At 67.7% G+C, this 18,741-nt stretch carries 13 protein-coding genes; 5 read left to right on the top strand and 8 right to left on the bottom strand.

Annotation, left to right across the window (positions count from 1 at the left end; genetic code table 11):
- Nucleotides 1-76: 76 nt before the first annotated feature.
- Nucleotides 77-4,054 carry an ATP-dependent RNA helicase HrpA gene (gene hrpA, locus FWJ47_RS05790; RefSeq protein ID WP_147105372.1) on the top strand — a complete coding sequence of 1,326 codons (3,978 nt, stop codon included), beginning with the start codon at nucleotides 77-79 and terminating at the stop codon, nucleotides 4,052-4,054.
- Nucleotides 4,055-4,066: 12 nt separating this feature from the next.
- On the opposite strand, the gene FWJ47_RS05785 is transcribed toward hrpA, so the two are convergent.
- Nucleotides 4,067-4,492: an HIT family protein gene (locus tag FWJ47_RS05785; protein ID WP_147105371.1), complete on the bottom strand. Its 426-nt coding sequence runs from the start codon at nucleotides 4,490-4,492 to the stop codon at nucleotides 4,067-4,069.
- Nucleotides 4,493-4,559: 67 nt separating this feature from the next.
- Between FWJ47_RS05785 and FWJ47_RS05780 the strand changes: the two genes are divergently transcribed.
- Nucleotides 4,560-5,006, top strand: a complete 447-nt coding sequence (locus FWJ47_RS05780) for a Fur family transcriptional regulator (protein WP_147105368.1) — start codon at nucleotides 4,560-4,562, stop codon at nucleotides 5,004-5,006.
- A gap of 7 nt (nucleotides 5,007-5,013) precedes the next feature.
- Here the strand turns inward: FWJ47_RS05780 and FWJ47_RS05775 are convergent, their stop codons facing one another.
- The 6 genes from FWJ47_RS05775 to FWJ47_RS05750 form a co-directional block, all read right to left on the bottom strand.
- The gene (locus tag FWJ47_RS05775; protein ID WP_170228499.1) at nucleotides 5,014-5,895 is read right to left on the bottom strand and encodes a metal ABC transporter permease; all 882 of its coding nucleotides are present in this window, start codon (nucleotides 5,893-5,895) and stop codon (nucleotides 5,014-5,016) included.
- On the bottom strand, nucleotides 5,892-6,722 hold the full coding sequence (locus FWJ47_RS05770; protein ID WP_147105365.1) for a metal ABC transporter ATP-binding protein: 831 nt from the start codon (nucleotides 6,720-6,722) through the stop codon (nucleotides 5,892-5,894). Before FWJ47_RS05770 ends, FWJ47_RS05775 begins: the two co-directional genes overlap by 4 nt.
- The gene (locus FWJ47_RS05765; protein ID WP_147105362.1) at nucleotides 6,715-7,656 is read right to left on the bottom strand and encodes a metal ABC transporter solute-binding protein, Zn/Mn family; all 942 of its coding nucleotides are present in this window, start codon (nucleotides 7,654-7,656) and stop codon (nucleotides 6,715-6,717) included. The genes FWJ47_RS05770 and FWJ47_RS05765 overlap by 8 nt, the downstream gene beginning before the upstream one ends.
- Before the next feature lie 79 nt (nucleotides 7,657-7,735).
- A complete protein-coding gene (locus FWJ47_RS05760; protein WP_147105359.1) occupies nucleotides 7,736-8,800 on the bottom strand; it encodes a hemolysin family protein in 1,065 nt (354 codons plus the stop codon).
- Nucleotides 8,797-10,197 carry a hemolysin family protein gene (locus tag FWJ47_RS05755; protein ID WP_147105356.1) on the bottom strand — a complete coding sequence of 467 codons (1,401 nt, stop codon included), beginning with the start codon at nucleotides 10,195-10,197 and terminating at the stop codon, nucleotides 8,797-8,799. The genes FWJ47_RS05760 and FWJ47_RS05755 overlap by 4 nt, the downstream gene beginning before the upstream one ends.
- Nucleotides 10,198-10,283: 86 nt before the next feature.
- Nucleotides 10,284-11,594 (bottom strand): IMP dehydrogenase, encoded by a 1,311-nt coding sequence (locus FWJ47_RS05750; protein WP_147105353.1) that lies wholly within the window; start codon nucleotides 11,592-11,594, stop codon nucleotides 10,284-10,286.
- Between the two features lie 155 nt (nucleotides 11,595-11,749).
- Here FWJ47_RS05750 and FWJ47_RS05745 point away from each other — a divergent pair, with 155 nt between their 5' ends.
- Together FWJ47_RS05745 and FWJ47_RS05740 are read left to right on the top strand one after the other, a co-directional pair.
- Nucleotides 11,750-15,640: a multifunctional oxoglutarate decarboxylase/oxoglutarate dehydrogenase thiamine pyrophosphate-binding subunit/dihydrolipoyllysine-residue succinyltransferase subunit gene (locus FWJ47_RS05745; protein WP_211358972.1), complete on the top strand. Its 3,891-nt coding sequence runs from the start codon at nucleotides 11,750-11,752 to the stop codon at nucleotides 15,638-15,640.
- Between the two features lie 143 nt (nucleotides 15,641-15,783).
- Complete coding sequence (locus FWJ47_RS05740; RefSeq protein WP_147105350.1) at nucleotides 15,784-16,395, top strand: GDSL-type esterase/lipase family protein; 612 nt, start codon at nucleotides 15,784-15,786, stop codon at nucleotides 16,393-16,395.
- 98 nt (nucleotides 16,396-16,493) lie between these two features.
- Here FWJ47_RS05740 and FWJ47_RS05735 read toward each other — a convergent pair whose 3' ends face one another.
- Nucleotides 16,494-17,165 carry a TetR/AcrR family transcriptional regulator gene (locus FWJ47_RS05735; protein ID WP_246126175.1) on the bottom strand — a complete coding sequence of 224 codons (672 nt, stop codon included), beginning with the start codon at nucleotides 17,163-17,165 and terminating at the stop codon, nucleotides 16,494-16,496.
- A gap of 101 nt (nucleotides 17,166-17,266) precedes the next feature.
- Between FWJ47_RS05735 and FWJ47_RS05730 the strand changes: the two genes are divergently transcribed.
- Nucleotides 17,267-18,682, top strand: coding sequence for a flavin monoamine oxidase family protein (locus FWJ47_RS05730; RefSeq protein WP_147105344.1), 1,416 nt, complete (start codon nucleotides 17,267-17,269; stop codon nucleotides 18,680-18,682).
- Nucleotides 18,683-18,741: the final 59 nt, after the last annotated feature.

Here is an 18,741-nt window from a genome sequence, read left to right as displayed (position 1 = left end):
GATCAAGCTTAACCCAGAACCTTTGCAACTGCCTAATCGGGAAGCGTCGCCACCCGTCCGATACCCTTTTGGAGCCATGGCTACGGACAGACGCGCGCGGGAGAGCTACCAGCTCAAGCAGCTCAACTACCCCGAGCACCTGCCCGTCACCGGCGAGCGCGACCACATCCTCTCTGCCCTGCAGGAGCATCAGGTGGTCATCGTCGCCGGAGAGACCGGCTCCGGCAAGACCACCCAGCTGCCCAAGATGCTGCTGGAGCTGGGCCTGCACCGGCAGGGGCTGATCGGGCACACCCAGCCGCGTCGTATCGCCGCTCGGTCGGTGGCTGAGCGCCTGGCCGAGGAGCTGGGCACCAGCATCGGCGAGAGCGTGGGCTACCAGGTCCGCTTCACATCTGAGGTCTCCGAGGGCACCGACGTGAAGCTGATGACCGACGGCATCCTCCTCGCCGAGATCCAGCGTGACCCGCAGCTGCGGAAATACTCCGCCATCATCATCGATGAGGCCCACGAACGTTCGCTGAACATCGACGTCATTCTCGGATACCTGCGCCGCATCCTCCCGGAGCGACCGGACCTGAAGGTGATCGTCACCTCGGCGACCATCGACCCGGAGCGCTTCGCCGAGCACTTCGGGAGCACCGACGACGCCGGAGAGCTCACCCCTGCGCCCATCATTGAAGTCTCCGGGCGCACCTACCCCGTGGAGATCCGCTACCGGCCGCTGAACGATCTCGACGCCGACGCTGAGAACGGCGGCTCCGCCTCAGCCTCCCGGGACCAGGACCGGGACCCCCTCGAGGCGCTGAGCGCCGCTGTCGTCGAACTCTCCGAGGAGGAGCACGGCGACATCCTGGTGTTCCTGCCCGGCGAGCGCGAGATCCGCGACGCCGCTGATGCGCTGGAATCCACAGTGAGCAGCCATCGGCGGCTCAGCGAGACCGAAGTCCTGCCGCTGTTCGGCCGCCTCTCCCTGGCCGAGCAGCGGCGGGTGTTCAACCCAGGCGGCAGGCGCCGCATTGTGCTCGCCACCAACGTCGCCGAGACCTCGCTGACCGTGCCCGGGATCAAATACGTGATCGACACCGGCACCGCCCGCATCTCCCGGTACTCCACCCGCTCCAAGGTGCAGCGGCTGCCGATTGAGCCGATCAGCCAGGCCAGTGCCAACCAGCGGGCCGGACGTGCCGGGCGCACCAGCCCCGGCATCTGCATCCGTCTCTACTCAGAGGAGGACTTCGAGTCCCGGCCGGAGTTCACCGACCCGGAGATCCTTCGGACCTCCCTGGCCTCAGTGCTGCTGCAGATGTCTTCCATGGGCATCACGCGCACCCCTGATGATCTGCTGGACTTCCCCTTCGTCGAGAAGCCCGATTCCAAGGCTGTCACCGACGCTGTCCGGCTCCTCACCGAACTGGGTGCGCTGGAGGCCCGCGCCCAGGGCAGCCGCAGCCAGGTCACCCGCGTCGGCCGGCAATTGGCGCAGCTGCCGGTGGATCCGCGGCTGGGACGGATGATGGTGGAGGCCTCTGGCCGCGGCTGCCTCACCGAGGTCACCGTGCTGGTGGCGGGGCTGTCCATCCAGGACGTGCGTGAGCGACCCGAGGCGGAGCGCGACCGGGCGGATGAGCTGCACCGCCGGTTCGCCGACGACAAGTCCGACTTCTCCGCGCTGCTGAACCTCTGGCGCTACATCCGCGAGCAGCAGCAGGAGCTCTCCTCCTCCGCGTTCCGACGGCTCTGCAGGCGCGAGCATCTGAACTGGCTGCGCATCCGCGAATGGCAGGACCTCGTCACCCAGCTGGGCGAGATCGCACAGCAGGCCAGACTCTCCAAGCAGCGAGTCCGAATCCGCGACGAGATCGACCACGTCTCCGCGCACGACGGCGTGCACCAGTCGCTGCTGGCCGGGCTGCTCTCCAACATCGGGCTCTACGCCCCGCGGACCCGCGACTACCAAGGCGCCCGGGGCACCCGGTTCGCCGTCTTCCCAGGGTCAGGGCTCTTTAAGAAGAACCACGACCTGATCATGGCCGCCGAGCTCGTGGAGACTTCCCGGCTCTGGGCGCGCACCGCCGCGAAGATCGATCCCGCCTGGGCGGAGGAGCTCGGCGCGCACCTGGTGAAACGCTCCTACTCGGACCCGGTGTGGTCCTCCAAGCGCGGCGCCGTCGTCGCCGCCGAACGGGCCACCCTCTTCGGGGTGCCGATCATCGCTGACCGCACCGTGCTGTACGCGAAGGTGGACCCGGAGCACGCCCGCGAGGAGTTCATCCGCAAGGCGCTCATCGACGGCGACTGGAATACCCGGCACCCCTTCGACAAGCGCAACCGGGCACGCTTCCAGGAGGTCGCAGAGCTTGAGGACCGCACCGGCCGGCGGGACCTGCGCGCCGCCGATCACGAGCTCCTCACCTTCTTCGACTCCCGCCTGCCGCGCTCCGTGACCGGGCAGCGCGCCTTCGACGCCTGGTGGAAGAAGGCGCGGCACGAGATCCCCGAGCTGCTCGACCTGCCGGAGACCGTGCTCTACAAGCCGGAGGCCGAGCAGGTCGACCTCGACGCCTTCCCCACCCACTTCGACCATGACGGCCTCGCCCTGGAGCTCATCTACGCCTACGAAGCCGGGATCACGGTGAAGGTGCCGGTGCTGTTCCTCAACCAGCTGGAGCCGCACCGGTTCCACTGGTTCATTCCCGGCCGACGCACCGAGATGATCACCGCGCTGATCCGTTCCATGCCCAAGCAGCTGCGGAGGAACTTCGTCCCCGCCCCCGACGTCGCCCGGCAGGCCCGCGAGCGCCTGGAGGCCGAGCACTCCGTCGCCGCCGATCCTTTTGCTCCCGCCCTGGCGCGGGTCCTGCGGCAGCTCAAGGGCGTCGTCGTCGACCCTGGAGACCTTGAGCTGGGCGCCCTGCCGGAGGAGCTGCGGTTCACCTTCGCCGTCGTCTCGGGCAAGGGCCGCACCCTGGACAGCTCCGCCGACCTGGAGGAGCTGCAGATCCGGTTCAGCGCAGAGAACCGCGAAGCGATCGGCGCCTCGGTGACCGGCAGCTCGGAGGCAGGTGAGCCTTCACCCGGCCGGCTGAGCAGGAAGCTGCCACCACAGTCAGGACTCAAAACCCCCGGAGACGCGACGAAGGACGCCCAGGCAGCGTCTGGCGGGGTCGACACCAAGGCGCGGAACCAGAAGTCCTGGACGTTCGGAACCATCCCCCGGACCGTCACCTCCACGGTCAACGGGCACCAGATCACCGGCTATCCGGCCCTGTCACGCGATGAGGACGGCGTGCGGCTGACCGTGCAGGACTCTGAGGCTGCGCAGGCGCGGACCCACCGGGCAGGGATCGTCGCCCTGCTGCGGCACGTGCTCCCCTCCCCGCAGCGCTACGTGGTGGATCATCTGTCCAACCGGGAGCGGCTGGCTTTCGGACAGTTCGGCGAGATAGAGGATCTGGTCGCCGAGTGCACCGCAGCGGTTCTGGGCCACCTGGTGCCCGGCTCCGGCGACGCAGCCGATGAGCTGCCGTTCACTGCTGAGGAGTTCGAGAGGATCTCCCGCCACGCCCGCGCTGAGCTGATCGAGGCGGTGCTGAAGCTGACCGACGTCGTCGCCCAGGCGCTCACCCTCAACACCGAGATCCGGGCACGGCTGGGTTCGGTGAAGTCAAAGGCGCTGAAGCCGCAGGTCAGCGATATGCGCGCCCAGATCGACAACCTGGTGCACCGAGGATTCATCACGTCCACCGGCTATGCGCAGATGCAGCACATGCCCCGGTACCTCAAGGGCATTCAGGTCCGCCTGGACCGGCTTGAGCAGGGAGCCTCCGTGGCCAAGGACACCACGGACATGCAGGCGGTCCAGGAGCTCGAGGACGAGCACGACGACGCCGTGGAGGCGGTCCCAGCACAGCTTCCGGTCCCGGCGGGGCTGGCCGCAGTGAAATGGATGATCGAGGAGCTGCGGGTGAACCTCTTCGCCCAGCAGCTCGGCACCGCTCAGACCGTCAGCGCCAAACGCATCCGCAAAGCCATCAAGCAGAACCGCCGGTAGGCCGCGGCCGGATCAGTCCGGGACGCTCTCCCCGTGGCCTCGCTCGCGCAGGGCGGCGCGGAGAGTCTCAGCGGCCTCGTCCATCTTGGCCTCGTCAGGACTGTCGATGGCGTTGGCGAAGCTGTGGTCCGCCATGGAGTTCGAGGGCCACACGTGCAGGTGCAGGTGCGGAATCTCGAAGCCGACCACCGCCAGTCCCGCCCGCTCTGAGCCGAACGCCTCCACCTGGGCCGCGCCGATCCGGTGCGCCGTTCTGGTCAGGTGCGCGACCAGCTCCTCCTCGGCGTCGGTCCACCGGTCCACCTCCTGGCGGGGCACCACCAAGGTGTGCCCGTAGGCCAGCGGGCTGATGGACAGGAAGCCCACGCAGGTCTCGTCGGACCAGATGAACCGGCCCGGGATCTCACCGTCGATGATTCTGCTGAAAACAGTCGCCATGCCACCACCCTAATCGGGCGTCGTCGCAGGACGGCCAGCTGATGAGCACTGTTACTCTTTTGGCACCATGAGTGAGACCCCGCCTCCCCCCACCAAGGGCCGTTCCACCCGCCAGAAGCGGGCGGTCTGGGCTGCGCTGAACTCCCTGGAGGACTTCGTCTCCGCCCAGGACCTGCACCGCATCCTGACCGACCGGGGCGAGAAGGTCTCCCTTGCCACGGTCTACCGGGTCCTGCAGGCCCACCAGGACGAGGGGACCGTGGACGTGCTGCGGCCAGACGACGGCGAGGCGATCTTTCGTCTCTGCGAGCGGGAGGACCACCATCACCACCTGGTGTGCCGCCGCTGCGGCGTCACCGTGGAGTTCGAGGCCCCCGACGTCGAGTCCTGGGCCACTGAGCTCGCCGCCGAGCACGGCTTCAGCGACCTGCAGCACACTCTGGAGATTTTCGGCCTCTGCCAGAAGTGCTCAGGCAAGGAGCAGACCCCGAAGATGAAGCCGGAAGAGGCTTAGCAGGGGCCTACGGCCGTTCAGCCTTCTGACGGCGACCGATGAGCAGGCACACCACGTAGATCAGGAAGCTGATGGTGGTGATGTAGGGGCTGACCGGGATGGTTCCGGTGATCGCGATCATGATCCCGGCGACGGCGCTGACGACGCCGAACGTCATGGACAGCAGCACGACGGTGAGCGGGCGGCGGCTGACCTTCAGCGCGGCGGCAGCGGGAACCACCAGCAGGGAGAGCACCAGCAGCGCGCCGACCACCTGGACGCTCATCGCGACGGCGAGGCCCAGCAGCACCATGAAGACGATGGACATCGCTGAGATCCGCACCCCGCGCGCCGCGGCCAGCTCCGGGTCCACGGAGGCGAAGAGCAGCGGCCGCCAGATGAGGACCAGCGCGCAGGAGATCAGCACCGCACCGGTGACCAGGGTGCGGGTCTGGATGTCGTCGACGCCGACGATCTGTCCGGTCAGCAGGCCGAACTGGTTGGCGCTGCGCCCCTGGTAGAGGTGCAGGAAGAGGATCCCCAGACCCATGCCGAAAGGCATGATCACCGCGGTGACGGCACTGACGTCCCGCTCTTTGATGCTGAGGATGCCGATGAGCGTGGCTGCGGCCACCGCGCCCATCGCAGAGCCGGCGACGACGTCGATCCCGATCAGCAGGGCCAGAGCAGCACCTGCGAAGCTGATCTCTGCGATGCCGTGGACGACCAGTCCGGCACGCCGCAGAGAGATGAACAGGCCGATGATGCCGCCCATCAGGCCCAGCACCGCCGCGGTGATCACAGAGTTCTGAACCAGCTGGAGGAGCTCCCAGTAGCCCTCGAGGCTGTAGGCGCCCCGGAACCCGTCAATCAGCGCCAGGTGCGCCTGCGGTGCGGTCGTCGCGCTCATCGGACGGATCCTTCTGCTGAGGAGTTCTCTGCGCTGGGGCGGCAGTGGTGGCCTTCGAGATGCTCAGCCATGACCACCAGACGGCCCTTGTGCTCGATGACGTCCACGGGGGCGTCGTAGAGATCGGAGAGCACCTCGGAACGCATGACGTCCTCCACGGCGCCGATGCGGTGCTGCCCGCGAGCGAAGTACAGCACCCGGTCCACGTGCTCGATGACCGGGTTGATCTCGTGGGTCACGAAGACCACGGATGAGCCGCGGTCCACGGCCTGCTGGCGGATCAGCTCGGTGATGGCCTGCTGATGGTGCAGGTCCAGGGAGGCAAGAGGCTCATCGCAGAGCAGCGCAGCCGGGGACCCGGCAAGCGCCTGGGCGGCCCGCAGGCGCTGCTGCTCGCCGCCGGAGAGCAGCCCCACCGGCTGGTCCGCGTAGGCGTCGGCGCCCACCTGCATGATGAGGGAGTCGACGATGTCGCGGGTGCGGCGCCCCCGGAAGGGCAGCCCCCAGCGATGACCGTCGATGCCGAGCGCGACCAGGTCTCGGGCTCGCAGCGGGGTGTCCGGGGGCAGCGCCTGCTGCTGGGGAATGTAGCCGACCCGGGAGGAGCCGCGCCGGGCCGGGCTGCCGTGGATCTCGGCTGTGCCGGCGGTGAGCCGCTGAAGGCCCAGGAGGACTCTGAGGAACGTGGATTTTCCGGAGCCGTTGGGGCCCAGCACCGCGAGGAACTCACCGGGCCGGATCTCCAGGTTCAGCTCCTGCCACAGGGGCCGGGAGCCGAAGGTCACTCCTGCGTTCTGCAGGCGCACTACGGGGGTCTGCTCAGTCATCCATCTCCGCCAGTGCCTCTTCGATGGTGTCGATATTGGCGCTCATCCACTCCTGGAAGCTCGCAGCATCCTCAGGAAGGGTCTCGGTGAACTCGCGGGTCACCGCCCCGCTCTCCTCCGCCGTGCTTCGGATGCGGGTGGACTGCTGGGTCTCTGTCTGCGGGTTGTAGCTGAGAAGGCTGATCTCCTCGGTGAGCTCGAGGGCGTCCTGGTACAGCCGAGGCGAGACGTCCTCGCCGTGCTCGACAGCGGCGAGGAACTCCTCCGGGGTGCGGTTCTCGAACCCGGCGTCGTCGAGCAGGCGGCCGGAGACCGCCTCGGTCGCCAGGTAGCTGCGGCCCTCAGCGTCCAGGGCCTGGTTCCGCTCGTGGAGCTCGCCGATCTCTCCCGCGAGCGCCTCCGCGTTCTCAGCGTAGGCTTCGGCGTTCTCCGGGGCCGCCTCGCCGAGGTGCTCGGCGACGTCGAGGACGAACTCCTCCATGCGCTCCAGGTCATACCAGATGTGCTCGTTGAAATGCTCGCCGTCGTGCTCGTGGGAGTGATCGTGTGAGTGCTCGCTCTCGTCGTCGATGAGCTGGTAGACGGCGTCCTCCTTCTCGGCGGAGGAGGCGAGCAGGGTGATGAAGGAGTCGTACCCGCCGCTGTTGGCGACGATGACGTCAGCGTTCTCCACGGCGAGTCGGTCCTGCGGGGCGGCCTCATAGGAATGGGGGTCCACGGCGACGGAATCGACCACCGCCTGGGAGTCCACGCTGCCGCCGGCGACCTGGTCGATCAGGTCGGCGTAGACGTCGATGCTGGAGAGCACGGTCAGACCGGTCTCCTGCATGCCGGCGTCATGGGGGAGCTCCTCCTGCTCCGGCACGTCATCAGCGCAGGCCGTCAGCGTCAGCACCGCAATGCTCAGCACGGCAGCGGCGGGGACTGTGCGCATAGGAGGACCTCCTGCAGTTGAGAACCAGTATCGGCAATTCGGAGAGCCTACGCCTAGTGCAATTCGTTCTCAACTCTGTTCAGACGCGGTGCTGGCGGCGGGAGTCCCTGGCCTGAGTGGCATCGTTGATCTCGCCGACCAGGGTCTCCAAGATGTCCTCCAGGAAGAGGATGCCGATGGTCTCCCCCGCCTCATCCAGCACACGGCCCAGGTGGGAGCCGGACCGCTGCATGGAGGCCAGGCAGTCGCCCAGCTCGTCCGCAGCGTCGAAGTTCACCAGGGAGCGCACAGCCGTCACCGGAATCGGGCTCCGCAGGGCCGAGGCCGGCAGGGACATGACGTCCTTGAGGTGCACGTAGCCGGCGTGCGCGCCGTCGTCGTTGACCACCACAAACCGCGAGAACCCGGTGCGGCCCACCGCCTTCTCCACCTGCTGCGGGGTGACCTCCACCGGGACCGTGATGACCTCCTCGACCGGCACCATCACCGCAGCGGCCTGGTGGCCGCCGAAGTCCAGGGCACCGGCGATGATCCCGGCGTCGTCGGTGACCGTGCCGCCGCGCTTGGACTCGTTGAGGATCGACTCCATCTCCTCCAGGGTGAAGGTGGAGACCACCTCATCCCGGGGAGTCACCCTCATCGCCCGCAGGGACAGGTTCGCGAAGGTGTTCAGCAGCCAGATCACCGGCATCGTCAGCCGGTAGAGAAGCACCAGCGGCGGAGCCAGCATCAGCACCGCCCGGTCCGCCACGGAGACCGCGAAGTTCTTCGGCACCATCTCGCCGAAGGTCACGTGCAGGAAGCTGACCACCAGCAGCGCCACCACCAGCGACACCACGTAGGAGGCCTCATCCGGCAGCCCGGCCGCCTCGAACGGGACTGCCAGCATGTGGTGGATCGCCGGCTCTGCGACGATCAGCAGCAGCAGGGAGCAGACGGTGATGCCCAGCTGGGCCACCGCCAGCATCTGGGAGACGTGCTGCATCGCGTAGAGAGCAGTGCGCGCCCGGGCGGAGCCGGCCTCAGCCTTGGGCTCGATCTGGCTGCGGCGGGCCGAGAGCACAGCGAACTCGCCGGCGACGAAGAACGCATTGCCGGCGAGCAGCACCACCAGCCACACCAGGCCCATCAGATCCCCGGTCACCGCATCTCACCCGCCTTCTCACGCTCGCGCTCGGCGCGCTCCTGCGCCAGACGGGCTGCACGCTGCGCGGCTGCCTCCTGGGCGGCACGGCGAGCCTCCGGGTCCGGAACAAAGCGCAGCCGGTCGATCCGCCGGCCCTCCATCCCGGTGACGGTCAGGGTGCCGCCGACGACGTCGGCCTCGTCCCCCACCGCCGCCACCCGGCCGAGCTGGAACAGCACACAGCCCGCGACGGTCTCATAGGCAGGGTCCTCGGGAATCTCCAGCTCGAGGATCTGCTTGTTGATCTCGTCCGGTCGCAGCAGCCCGGGGAAGAACCAGTCGCCGTTGGCGGCCTGCAGCACGCCCGGGGCCAGGCGGTCATGTTCGTCGGCGACCTCGCCGACGATCTCCTCGACCACGTCCTCAAGGGTGACGAAGCCGGAGGTGCCTCCGTACTCGTCCTCCACGATGGCTGCCTGAAGCGGGGCGTCGCGCAGCTCAGCCAGCAGGGCATCCAGGTGCAGAGTCTCCGGCACCCGAGCCGTCTTCTCGGTCATCACTGTGGCCGCCACCAGGCCCTCACGCTTGCTGCGGGGCACCGCCACCGCCTTCTTGACATGAGCGAGGCCGCGGACCTCGTCCGCCCCGCCCTCGCCGAGGACGGGGAAGCGGGAATAGCCGGTGCGGCGAGCCGTCTCGATGAGCTGCTCGAGGGGGGCCTCCGCATCGACCGTCACCATCCGCGGACGCGGAGTCATCGCATCGGCGGCGGTCTGCTCAGAGAAGTGCAGGGTCCGGTCCAGGAAGGTCGCCGTGTCCTCGTCCAGGGTTCCGAGCGAGGCGGAGCGGCGGACCATGGAGGACAGCTCCTCCGGGGTGCGGGCGCCGGAGAGCTCCTCCTTGACCTCCAGGCCGAACCGGTGGAGCACCTTGTTGGAGAAGCCGTTGAGCACAATGATCAGCGGCTTGAAGACGGCGGTGAACATCATCTGCGGCCGAGCCAGGAGACGCCCCACCCGGAAAGCCTCAGCGACGGCGAGGTTCTTGGGGATCAGCTCACCGATCAGCATGGTGATCAGGGTCGCGATCAGCATCGCCACGCCCAGCGAGACCGCGCCCGCGGCGGCGTCGGGCACACCCAGCGCCTCCATCGGGCCGGCCAGCAGGCTGCCCAGCGCGGGCTCGAACACATAGCCGATCAGCAGGGTGTTCAGGGTGATGCCCAGCTGGCAGGAGCTCAGCTGGGTGGACAGGGACCGCAGGCACTTCATGAGCGGCACGGCGCGCTTGTCGCCGCTGTCGATGGCGTGCTGGACCGTGGGCTGGTCGAGGGCGACCAGCGAGAATTCGACGGCCACGAAGAAGCCGTTGCCCAGAATCAGCAGAAGGCCGATGCCAAGGAGTATCCACTCCACTTAGCGGACGCACCCCCGGCTGCGTTGTCGATACTCCATAGGATCTCGGATTCTACCGCAGGGATCGGGCGGGAGGCTGGGCGCGCTCACCAGCTGCTGGGGACGGGCTTGCCCTCGTGGAAGCCCGCGGCGGACTGCACGCCAACGGTGGCGCGCTCACGGAACTCGGCCTGGGTCTTCGCCCCGGCGTAGGTGAACGCGGAGCGGACGCCCGCGGTGATCTGGTCGACCAGGTCCTCCACGCTGGGGCGGGCGGGGTCGATGTACATGCGGGAGTCGGAGATGCCCTCCTCGAACAGCCCCTTCCGCGCCCGGGTGAAGGCATCATCGTCTGCGGTGCGGGCCTGCACCGCCCGGGCCGAGGCCATTCCGAAGTTCACCTTGTACTGGCGGCCCTGCTCATCGGTGCGCAGCTCGCCGGGGGCCTCATAGGTGCCGGCGAACCACGAGCCGACCATGATCGCCGAGGCGCCGGCGGCCAGGGCCAGGGCGATGTCGCGCGGGTGCCGGACGCCGCCGTCGGCCCAGATCCGGGCACCGGCGGTGTGGGCGGCCTCGGCGCACTCCATCACAGCGGTCAGCTGGGGGCGTCCGACGGCGGTCATCATCCGGGTGGTGCACATCGCGCCCGGGCCCACGCCGACCTTGATGATGTCCGCGCCGGCCTCGACGAGGTCCGCAGCTCCTTCCCCGGTCACCACGTTGCCGGCGACGATCGGCACGCCCGGGTACGCGCCGATGACGGAGCGGACCGCGGCGATCGCCTCCAGCGTCTTCGCCTGATGGCCGTGGGCGGTGTCGACGACGAGCACGTCCGCGCCCGCGGCCAGCAGCGTCTCGGCCCGGGCGGCGACATCGCCGTTGATCCCGACCGCCGCGGCAGCCCTCAGCCGGCCCTCGGCGTCGAGGTTCGGGGTGTAGATCGTGGAGCGCAGGGCGCCCGAGGCGGTGAGGACCCCCTGCTGGGCGCCGCCCTCCCCGAGCATGACGCGGGCGCCGTCCGCCCCGGCGTCGTGCATCTGCTCGAAGGCGCGCCGAAGCCCAGCCTCGTCAGAAATGTCTGCCTCAGTCAGCGTGACGGAGGCGCCGGCCTCGCCGATCCTCTCCGGGTTCTCAAGGACGGGGTGCTGGGACTTCACCCAGCGGATCGCGTCGGCGGCGTCCGCCGCCGGGACGTCCTGCGGCAGGACCGCGAGCCCCCCGCGGCGGGCCATCGCCTCCATCATCCGAGGGCCTGTCACAGCCGTCATATTCGAAGCCACCAGCGGCGTCGCGCAGCCGGTGCCGTCGTCGGCAGTGAGGTCCACCTCGAAGCGCGACCCTGCGCGCGAGAAGGAGGGGACGAGGAACGCGTCGGAGTAGGTGAGCTCGTGAGTCGGGGTATTCAGCAGTCGCATCGGCTCACACGATACCGGCGCCGGTGGAATCCGGGTGGCGAAACTCACTATGCTGTACCACGCACCTCAGACGGGTGGGAAGAGCCTGCCCGCGTATATAAAGCACAGCGACGTGCCGGGAGCACCCCGAGCCGATAGGGAAGAGGCGTATCCACGTGCCAGAACTGACCTCCAGCCGACTTGCCGAAGAGTTTCCCGGAAACGAGTGGCTGGTCGCCGACATCTATGAGAAGTACCGGGAGAATCCCGAGTCGGTCGACCGCAAATGGGCCACCATCTTCGAACGGCTGGAGAACGAGGATCGCTCCGCCTCCGAGGCAGGGAGCAAGCAGGCCGGCGGAAGCAGCGCCGGCGAGGCCAAGAGCGGTGAGGGCGAGACCAAGGCCCAGGAGAAGGTCACCGAGTCCAAGTCCTCCTCAGCCGACACCAAGCCCGACGCCGGAAACCAGCGCTCATCCCAGGCCGAGACCACCCCGGACACCGCCAAGCCTGCAGAGCCGGAGTCCTCCCAGCGCTCCTCCAAGGAGTCCCAGCAGACCTCCAACCAGGCCAAGCCGACCGCCCCCACCCCCACCACACGGAAGGCTGAGACGGGCACTCAGATCCCCTCCGAGCCGGTCAAGCAGGGCGCGCCCGAGGACAGGACCAGCGACGCTGAGGACAAGAAGACCCCGCTGAAGGGCATCTCCAAGGCCATCGCCGCGAACATGGACGCCTCCCTCGAGGTGCCCACCGCCACCACCGTGCGCGCGGTGCCCGCCAAGCTGCTGATCGACAACCGCACCGTCATCAACAACCACCTCAAGCGCACCCGCGGCGGCAAGGTCTCCTTCACCCACCTCATCGGCTACGCGATGATCCGGGCCCTGCGGAAGCACCCCGAGATGAACGTCACCTATGACGTCCTCGACGGCAAGCCGACCATGATCACCCCCGCCCATGTGAACTTCGGGCTGGCCATCGACATGCCCCGCCCTGACGGCACCCGAGCGCTGGTGGTCCCCAACATCAAGAGCGCCGAGCAGATGAGCTTCGCCGAGTGGTGGGGAGCCTACGACGAGGTCGTCAAGCGCGCTCGTGACAACAAGCTGACCCCCGGCGACTACGCCGGCACCACCGTCTCCCTGACCAACCCCGGCGGCATCGGCACCGTCCACTCGGTGCCGCGGCTGTCCAAGGGACAGGCCGTGATCGTCGGCGTGGGCGCCCTGGAGTACCCGGCAGAGTTCCAGGGCGCCTCTGAGAAGACCCTGAACAGGCTCGCCGTCTCCAAGATCATCACTCTGACCTCCACCTATGACCACCGCGTCATCCAGGGTGCGGGCTCCGGCGAGTTCCTCAAGACCATCCACGAGCTGCTGCTCGGCCAGGACGGGTTCTACGAGGAGGTCTTCGAGGCCCTGCGCATCCCCTACAAGCCCATCCAGTGGTCCGCCGACGTCCAGGTCAACCCCGAGGACGAAGTCAACAAGGTCGCCCGGATCCAGCAGCTGATCCACGCCTACCGCGTCCGCGGCCACCTGATGGCCTCGGTGGACCCGCTCGAGTACAAGATGCGCACCCACCCGGACCTGGAGATCGAGACCCACGGCCTGACCCTCTGGGACCTCGACCGCGAGTGGCCCACCGGCGGATTCGGCGGCAAGGACTCTCTGCCGCTGCGCCGCATCCTCGGCGTGCTGCGGGACACCTACTGCCGCAACACCGGCATCGAGTACATGCACCTGCAGTCGCCTGAGGAGCGCGGGTGGTTCCAGGAGGAGATCGAGCACTCCTACTCCAAGCCCACGCGTGACGAGCAGTTCCGCATCCTGGGCCGGCTCAACGCCGCTGAGGCCTTCGAGACCTTCCTGCAGACCAAGTTCGTCGGCCAGAAGCGCTTCTCCCTGGAGGGCGGCGAGTCCCTCATCCCGCTGCTGGACACAGTCCTCTCCGAGGCCGCTGACGAGGGACTGGACGAGGTCGCCATCGGGATGGCCCACCGCGGCCGCCTCAACGTGCTGACCAACATCGCCGGCAAGACCTACGCCCAGGTCTTCCGCGAGTTCGAAGGCCGCGAGGCCGGCACCGGCTCCGGCGACGTGAAGTACCACCTCGGCACCCGCGGCGAGTTCACCTCCGACCGCGGCAACTCCACCCGTGTCTACCTCGCCGGCAATCCATCCCACCTCGAGGCCGTCAACCCGGTCCTCGAGGGCGTGGTGCGCGCCCAGCAGGACCGCCTGGACCAGGGCAGCGACAGCCTGAGCAGCTTCAGCGTGATGCCGCTGCTGATCCACGGCGACGCAGCGTTCGCCGGCCAGGGCGTGGTCGCTGAGACCCTGAACATGTCCCAGCTGCGGGGCTACCGCACCGGCGGCACCGTGCACGTGGTGGTCAACAACCAGATCGGCTTCACCACCGCCCCCTCGGCAGCCCGGTCCATGACCTACTCCACCGACATGGCCAAGTCCATCCAGGCGCCGGTGTTCCACGTCAACGCTGATGACCCTGAGTCCGTCGCCCGTGTCTCCCAGCTGGCCTTCCGTTACCGCCAACGGTTCAACAAGGATGTTGTCATCGACCTCATCTGCTACCGCCGCCGCGGCCACAACGAGGGTGACGACCCCTCGATGACCCAGCCGAAGATGTACAACCTCGTGGAGGCCAAGCGCACCACTCGCCGCCTCTACACCGAGGCGCTGGTGGGACGCGGCGACATCACCCAGGAGGAGGCCGACCAGGCGCTGCAGGACTACCGCCAGCGTCTGGAGCGGGTCTTCACCGAGACCCACGCCGCCCAGACCCAGCCGGTAGCCACCGTCGAAGCCGGCGGCGGGCCCTCCAGCACCGACCTCGCCCCCACCGCCTCCCAGGACGAGACGGAGACCCCGGAGCGCAGCCCCGAGGACACCGCGATCTCGGAGGACCAGCTGGCTCACATCGGGGAGGTGCACACCAACATCCCCGAAGGCTTCACCGCACACCAGAAGCTCAAAGCCCTGCTGGAGCGCCGGGCCAAGATGGCCCGCGAAGGCGGCATCGACTGGGGCTTCGCCGAGATCGCAGCCTTCGGATCCCTCCTCATGGAGGGCACCGAGGTCCGCATGTCCGGCCAGGACTCCCGCCGCGGCACCTTCGTGCAGCGCCACGCGGTCTTCCACGACCGTCATACCGGCGACGAGTGGTATCCCCTGAAGAACCTGACCGAGGACCAGGCCCGGTTCTTCATCTACGACTCGCTCCTCTCCGAGTACGCCGCCATCGGCTTCGAGTACGGCTACTCCGTGGAGAACCCCAACGCCCTGGTGCTGTGGGAGGCGCAGTTCGGCGACTTCGTCAACGGCGGCCAGATCATCATCGACGAGTTCATCTCCTCCGCGGAGCAGAAGTGGGGCCAGCGCTCATCCCTGGTGATGCTGCTCCCGCACGGCTACGAGGGGCAGGGTCCGGACCACTCCTCAGGACGTCCGGAGCGGTTCCTGCAGCTCTGCGCTGAGGACAACATGAACGTGGTCATGCCCTCCTCCGGCGCGAACTACTTCCACCTGCTGCGCCGCCAGGCCGCAGCCCGCCCGCGTCGTCCGCTGATCGTGTTCTCCCCCAAGCAGCTGCTGCGCCTGAAGGCGGCAGCCAACTCCGTGGAGGACTTCACCAGCGGCACCTTCCTCGAAGTCATCGGCGACAGCGCCGTGGAGGCTTCCAAGGTCAAGCGTGTGCTGATCGTCTCCGGCCGTCTGTACTACGACCTGCTGGCCACCCGCTCCAAGCGCGACGACGGCACCACCGCTATCGTCCGCCTGGAGCAGCTCTACCCGATGCCTGTGGAGAAGCTGCAGGAGGAGCTGGACAAGTACCCGGCTGACGCCGAGTTCATCTATGCCCAGGACGAGCCGGCCAACCAGGGACCGTGGCCGTTCTTCGGGATGAACTTCTCGCCCCAGCTCGATCAGGAGATCGGCCTCGTCTCCCGCCCCGCGGGTGCTGCCACCTCCGTGGGCCAGGCCAAACGCCACGCCAAGGAGCTCGAAGACCTCCTCGCCGAGGCCTTCAGCCACCTCGGCTGAGCCGGTTCCGCAGGCGGGACGGCCCGCCTGCGTTCCCGATGTGCGCTGGCCCTCGGGCATGAGGGCCAGCGCACATCGGGCTTCAATGTTCACTGCACAGTCCTCGTGCCCGTCGGGGCGGGAGGACTGTAGTGTTTCTGCCTATGGAGGATGTACAAGAGACCCGGCAGATCCGTCTGGTCGCCGTCGGCGATGAGCTGCTGACCGGCCCCGGGGACCCGCGGGGCCTCGGCTGGTTCGGACGCGTCATCTCAAAGACCCCGCTGACCGGCGTCAGCCTGCAGCACTTCGCCCTCGCCGTCCCGGGCGAAGGGGCCGAGGCCCTGTCGGCGCGCTGGCAGGAGGAAGCCGACCGACGGTTCGGCCAGGGCACCGAGAATCACCTGCTGATCGCCCTGAACGCCCGTGACCTGCAGTCCGCGACGACGTCAGCCCGCTCCCGCCTGAACCTGGCGAACGTCCTCGACCGGGCGTCCCAGGAGGGCATCCGCTGCCTGGTGCTGGGCCCTGTCCCCACTCTCGACGATGAGCTGAACCAGCAGATCAGCGAGCTCAACCGGGCCTGGCAGGACGTGGCCACCCGCCGCTCCCACACCTATGTGGACGCCTTCACGCCGCTCGTCAGCCACGGCCAGTGGCGCGAGGACCTGGCCGCAAACGAGGGCGAACCCGGACAGGCCGCCTACGGGCTCATGGCGTGGCTGGTGCTGCACCGCGGCTGGTACCGGTGGCTCGGCATCCGAGAGCCCGTCTGAGCCGGCCAGGCCAAACCTCATGGGGAAGGTCTGTGGATGTTTTGGGTGTAGGCCCGGAATGGCGGAGCCTCTCGTCGCTCCCCAAGGGGCGGACTTAGCTATTCGTCATCCTTCTCCCTCCCAAGCCGCACGTGCAGTCCCGCGATCAATGTGTCGAGGGCAGTGCCGAAGGCCCGGTCCGCAGCGGCCCGAGAGCTCCGGGGGCGAGCGGAGGCGAGCCGCGTGAATGTCGGAGCGATATCCGTCCTGTTACCCGGGTCGAAGATGTCAGTCGGAGTCGAGGCGTCATAGGCCGCTCCGAAGACAAGGGCCTCGACTCCGACGATAATGTCGACCACATCGGCGTCACCGACGCCTGCCTCGTGGAGTCCTTGGGCCACCTGCTCATACATTCTCAGCGTCTCAGGGGAGTCCGCAACCGGCAGAACCGCGACCGTGGGGATCAGCGCGGTGTGGCGGATGAAGCAGTCACGATAAGAGTGCGCCCAGGTTCGCAGGGCCCTGTCCCAAGGATGGATTCCGAACCCGGTGCAGTCGATCTGCGCATTCAGCCGTTCTTGAATCAGGATCAGCACTTCCCGCTTTGAAGAGACGTGGTTGTAAAGCGCCGACGTGGAGACCCCCAGCTCCTCTGCGAGGGCGGACATCGTCAGGTGCCGGTAATCGTGCCTGCTGACCAGGGCGATCGCTGAGTCGGTGATTCGATCACGGGTGAGGAGGGCGGAGGTTGGCCTTCCTCGGCCTCGAGAGCCACGGGCGGGGCTGGCCACGGAGAGCTCCTTCCTCATTCTGGCCTGCTTGACAACAGACTGTGATCGCGGTGATGCTACCTAGTGTTTAATGAATTTTATTCATTTTCAAGGGGAGAGCGATGACAGACACGCAGCACCGTTTCGATGCTGAGACGCTCGAGCGGGACGTCGTGGTGGTAGGCGCGGGGCCCGCCGGCCTTCGTGCTGCCCGGTCCTTGGAGGCCGCTGGACGGACAGTCGCCGTGCTGGAGGCTCGTGATCGTGTCGGGGGACGCACATGGTCCAAAGAGGTCGACGGAGCCTTCTTGGAGATCGGCGGGCAGTGGGTCTCCCCGGACCAGAAAGAGCTGCTGGGCCTTCTTGAGGAGCTCGGCAAGAAGACTTATCCCCGTCATCGTAAAGGGGAGGACATCTACATCGCCCCAGACGGCACAGCACGCCGGTACTCCGGGGAGATGTTCCCGGCCGGGGCTCATACTGAGGCCGAGATGACGCGCATCATTGCTCAGCTGGACGAGCTGGTGAAGGCCATCGGCGTCGAGGAGCCTTGGGCGCATCCGCTCGCCCGTGAGCTGGACACCGTCACCTTCGAGGCTTGGCTCCGCCGGCAGAGCGACGACGCTGCCGCGCGCGAGAACATCCAGATATTCATGGCCGGCGGCATGCTCACAAAACCTTCTCACGCCTTCTCCGCCCTGCAGGCCGTGCTGATGGCCGCCTCGGCCGGCTCCTTCGCGAACCTGGTCGATGAGAACTACATCCTGGACCGACGCGTGGTGGGCGGTATGCAGTCCGTCTCCGAGGCGATGGCCGACGAGCTGGTCGCAGGCACGGTCCTCCTGAGCACGCCGGTGCGCATCGTTCGCTGGGCCCCACAGACCGAGCCAGAGCGCGGTGTCACTGTGATTTCGGACCGCCTCACGGTTCACGCCGAGAGGGTGATCGTGGCAGTCCCGCCGAACCTGTACTCCCGAATCTCGTTCGAGCCGGCCCTGCCCTGGCTCCAGCAGCAGATGCATCAGCACCAGTCGATGGGACTGGTGATCAAGGTTCATGCGGTCTACGAAAGGCCTTTCTGGCGGGAGAAGGGCCTCTCCGGCACCGGCTTCGGCGCCGCCGAGCTATGCCAGGAGGTTTACGACAACACCAACTATGGCGACCCTCGCGGCACTCTTGTTGCCTTCGTCTCGGATGAATCGGCGGATCGCATGCTCAGACTGGAGCCTGACCAGCGACGCCAGCAGATCTTGGAATCGATCTCCCACTACGTCGGTGCCGAGGCCCTGAGCCCGAACGTCTACTACGAGTCTGACTTTGCCGCCGAGGAATGGACACGCGGAGCCTACGCCACCAGCTATGACCTGGGAGGCCTCCATCGCTATGGCCCCGACCAGCTCACCCCAGTCGGACCGATCCACTGGGCCTGCTCGGATCTGGCCGCCGAGGGATACCAGCACGTCGACGGCGCGCTTCGGCAGGGACGCAGGGTCGCCGAGGAGGTCACGGACCTTCTCAGCCTCGAGACCCACGGCTGAGCACTCCACTGACTTCGGCCCCAAGAGGGCAGTCGGCCCCGAAGCGCACGATTGACACT

The sequence above is a fragment of the Nesterenkonia populi genome (assembly GCF_007994735.1).
In the GTDB taxonomy this organism is placed as follows: Bacteria; Actinomycetota; Actinomycetes; order Actinomycetales; family Micrococcaceae; genus Nesterenkonia; species Nesterenkonia populi.
The sequence above is the reverse complement of the archived record's forward strand: the minus strand, read 5'-3'. Positions and strand labels throughout refer to the sequence as shown.

Coding starts and splice junctions, on each gene's coding strand:
- hrpA (WP_147105372.1), top strand. CDS start 77: ATGGCTACGGACAGACGCGCGCGGGAGAGCTACCAGCTCAAGCAGCTC.
- FWJ47_RS05785 (WP_147105371.1), bottom strand. CDS start 4,492: ATGGCGACTGTTTTCAGCAGAATCATCGACGGTGAGATCCCGGGCCGG.
- FWJ47_RS05780 (WP_147105368.1), top strand. CDS start 4,560: ATGAGTGAGACCCCGCCTCCCCCCACCAAGGGCCGTTCCACCCGCCAG.
- FWJ47_RS05775 (WP_170228499.1), bottom strand. CDS start 5,895: ATGAGCGCGACGACCGCACCGCAGGCGCACCTGGCGCTGATTGACGGG.
- FWJ47_RS05770 (WP_147105365.1), bottom strand. CDS start 6,722: ATGACTGAGCAGACCCCCGTAGTGCGCCTGCAGAACGCAGGAGTGACC.
- FWJ47_RS05765 (WP_147105362.1), bottom strand. CDS start 7,656: ATGCGCACAGTCCCCGCCGCTGCCGTGCTGAGCATTGCGGTGCTGACG.
- FWJ47_RS05750 (WP_147105353.1), bottom strand. CDS start 11,594: ATGCGACTGCTGAATACCCCGACTCACGAGCTCACCTACTCCGACGCG.
- FWJ47_RS05740 (WP_147105350.1), top strand. CDS start 15,784: ATGGAGGATGTACAAGAGACCCGGCAGATCCGTCTGGTCGCCGTCGGC.
- FWJ47_RS05730 (WP_147105344.1), top strand. CDS start 17,267: ATGACAGACACGCAGCACCGTTTCGATGCTGAGACGCTCGAGCGGGAC.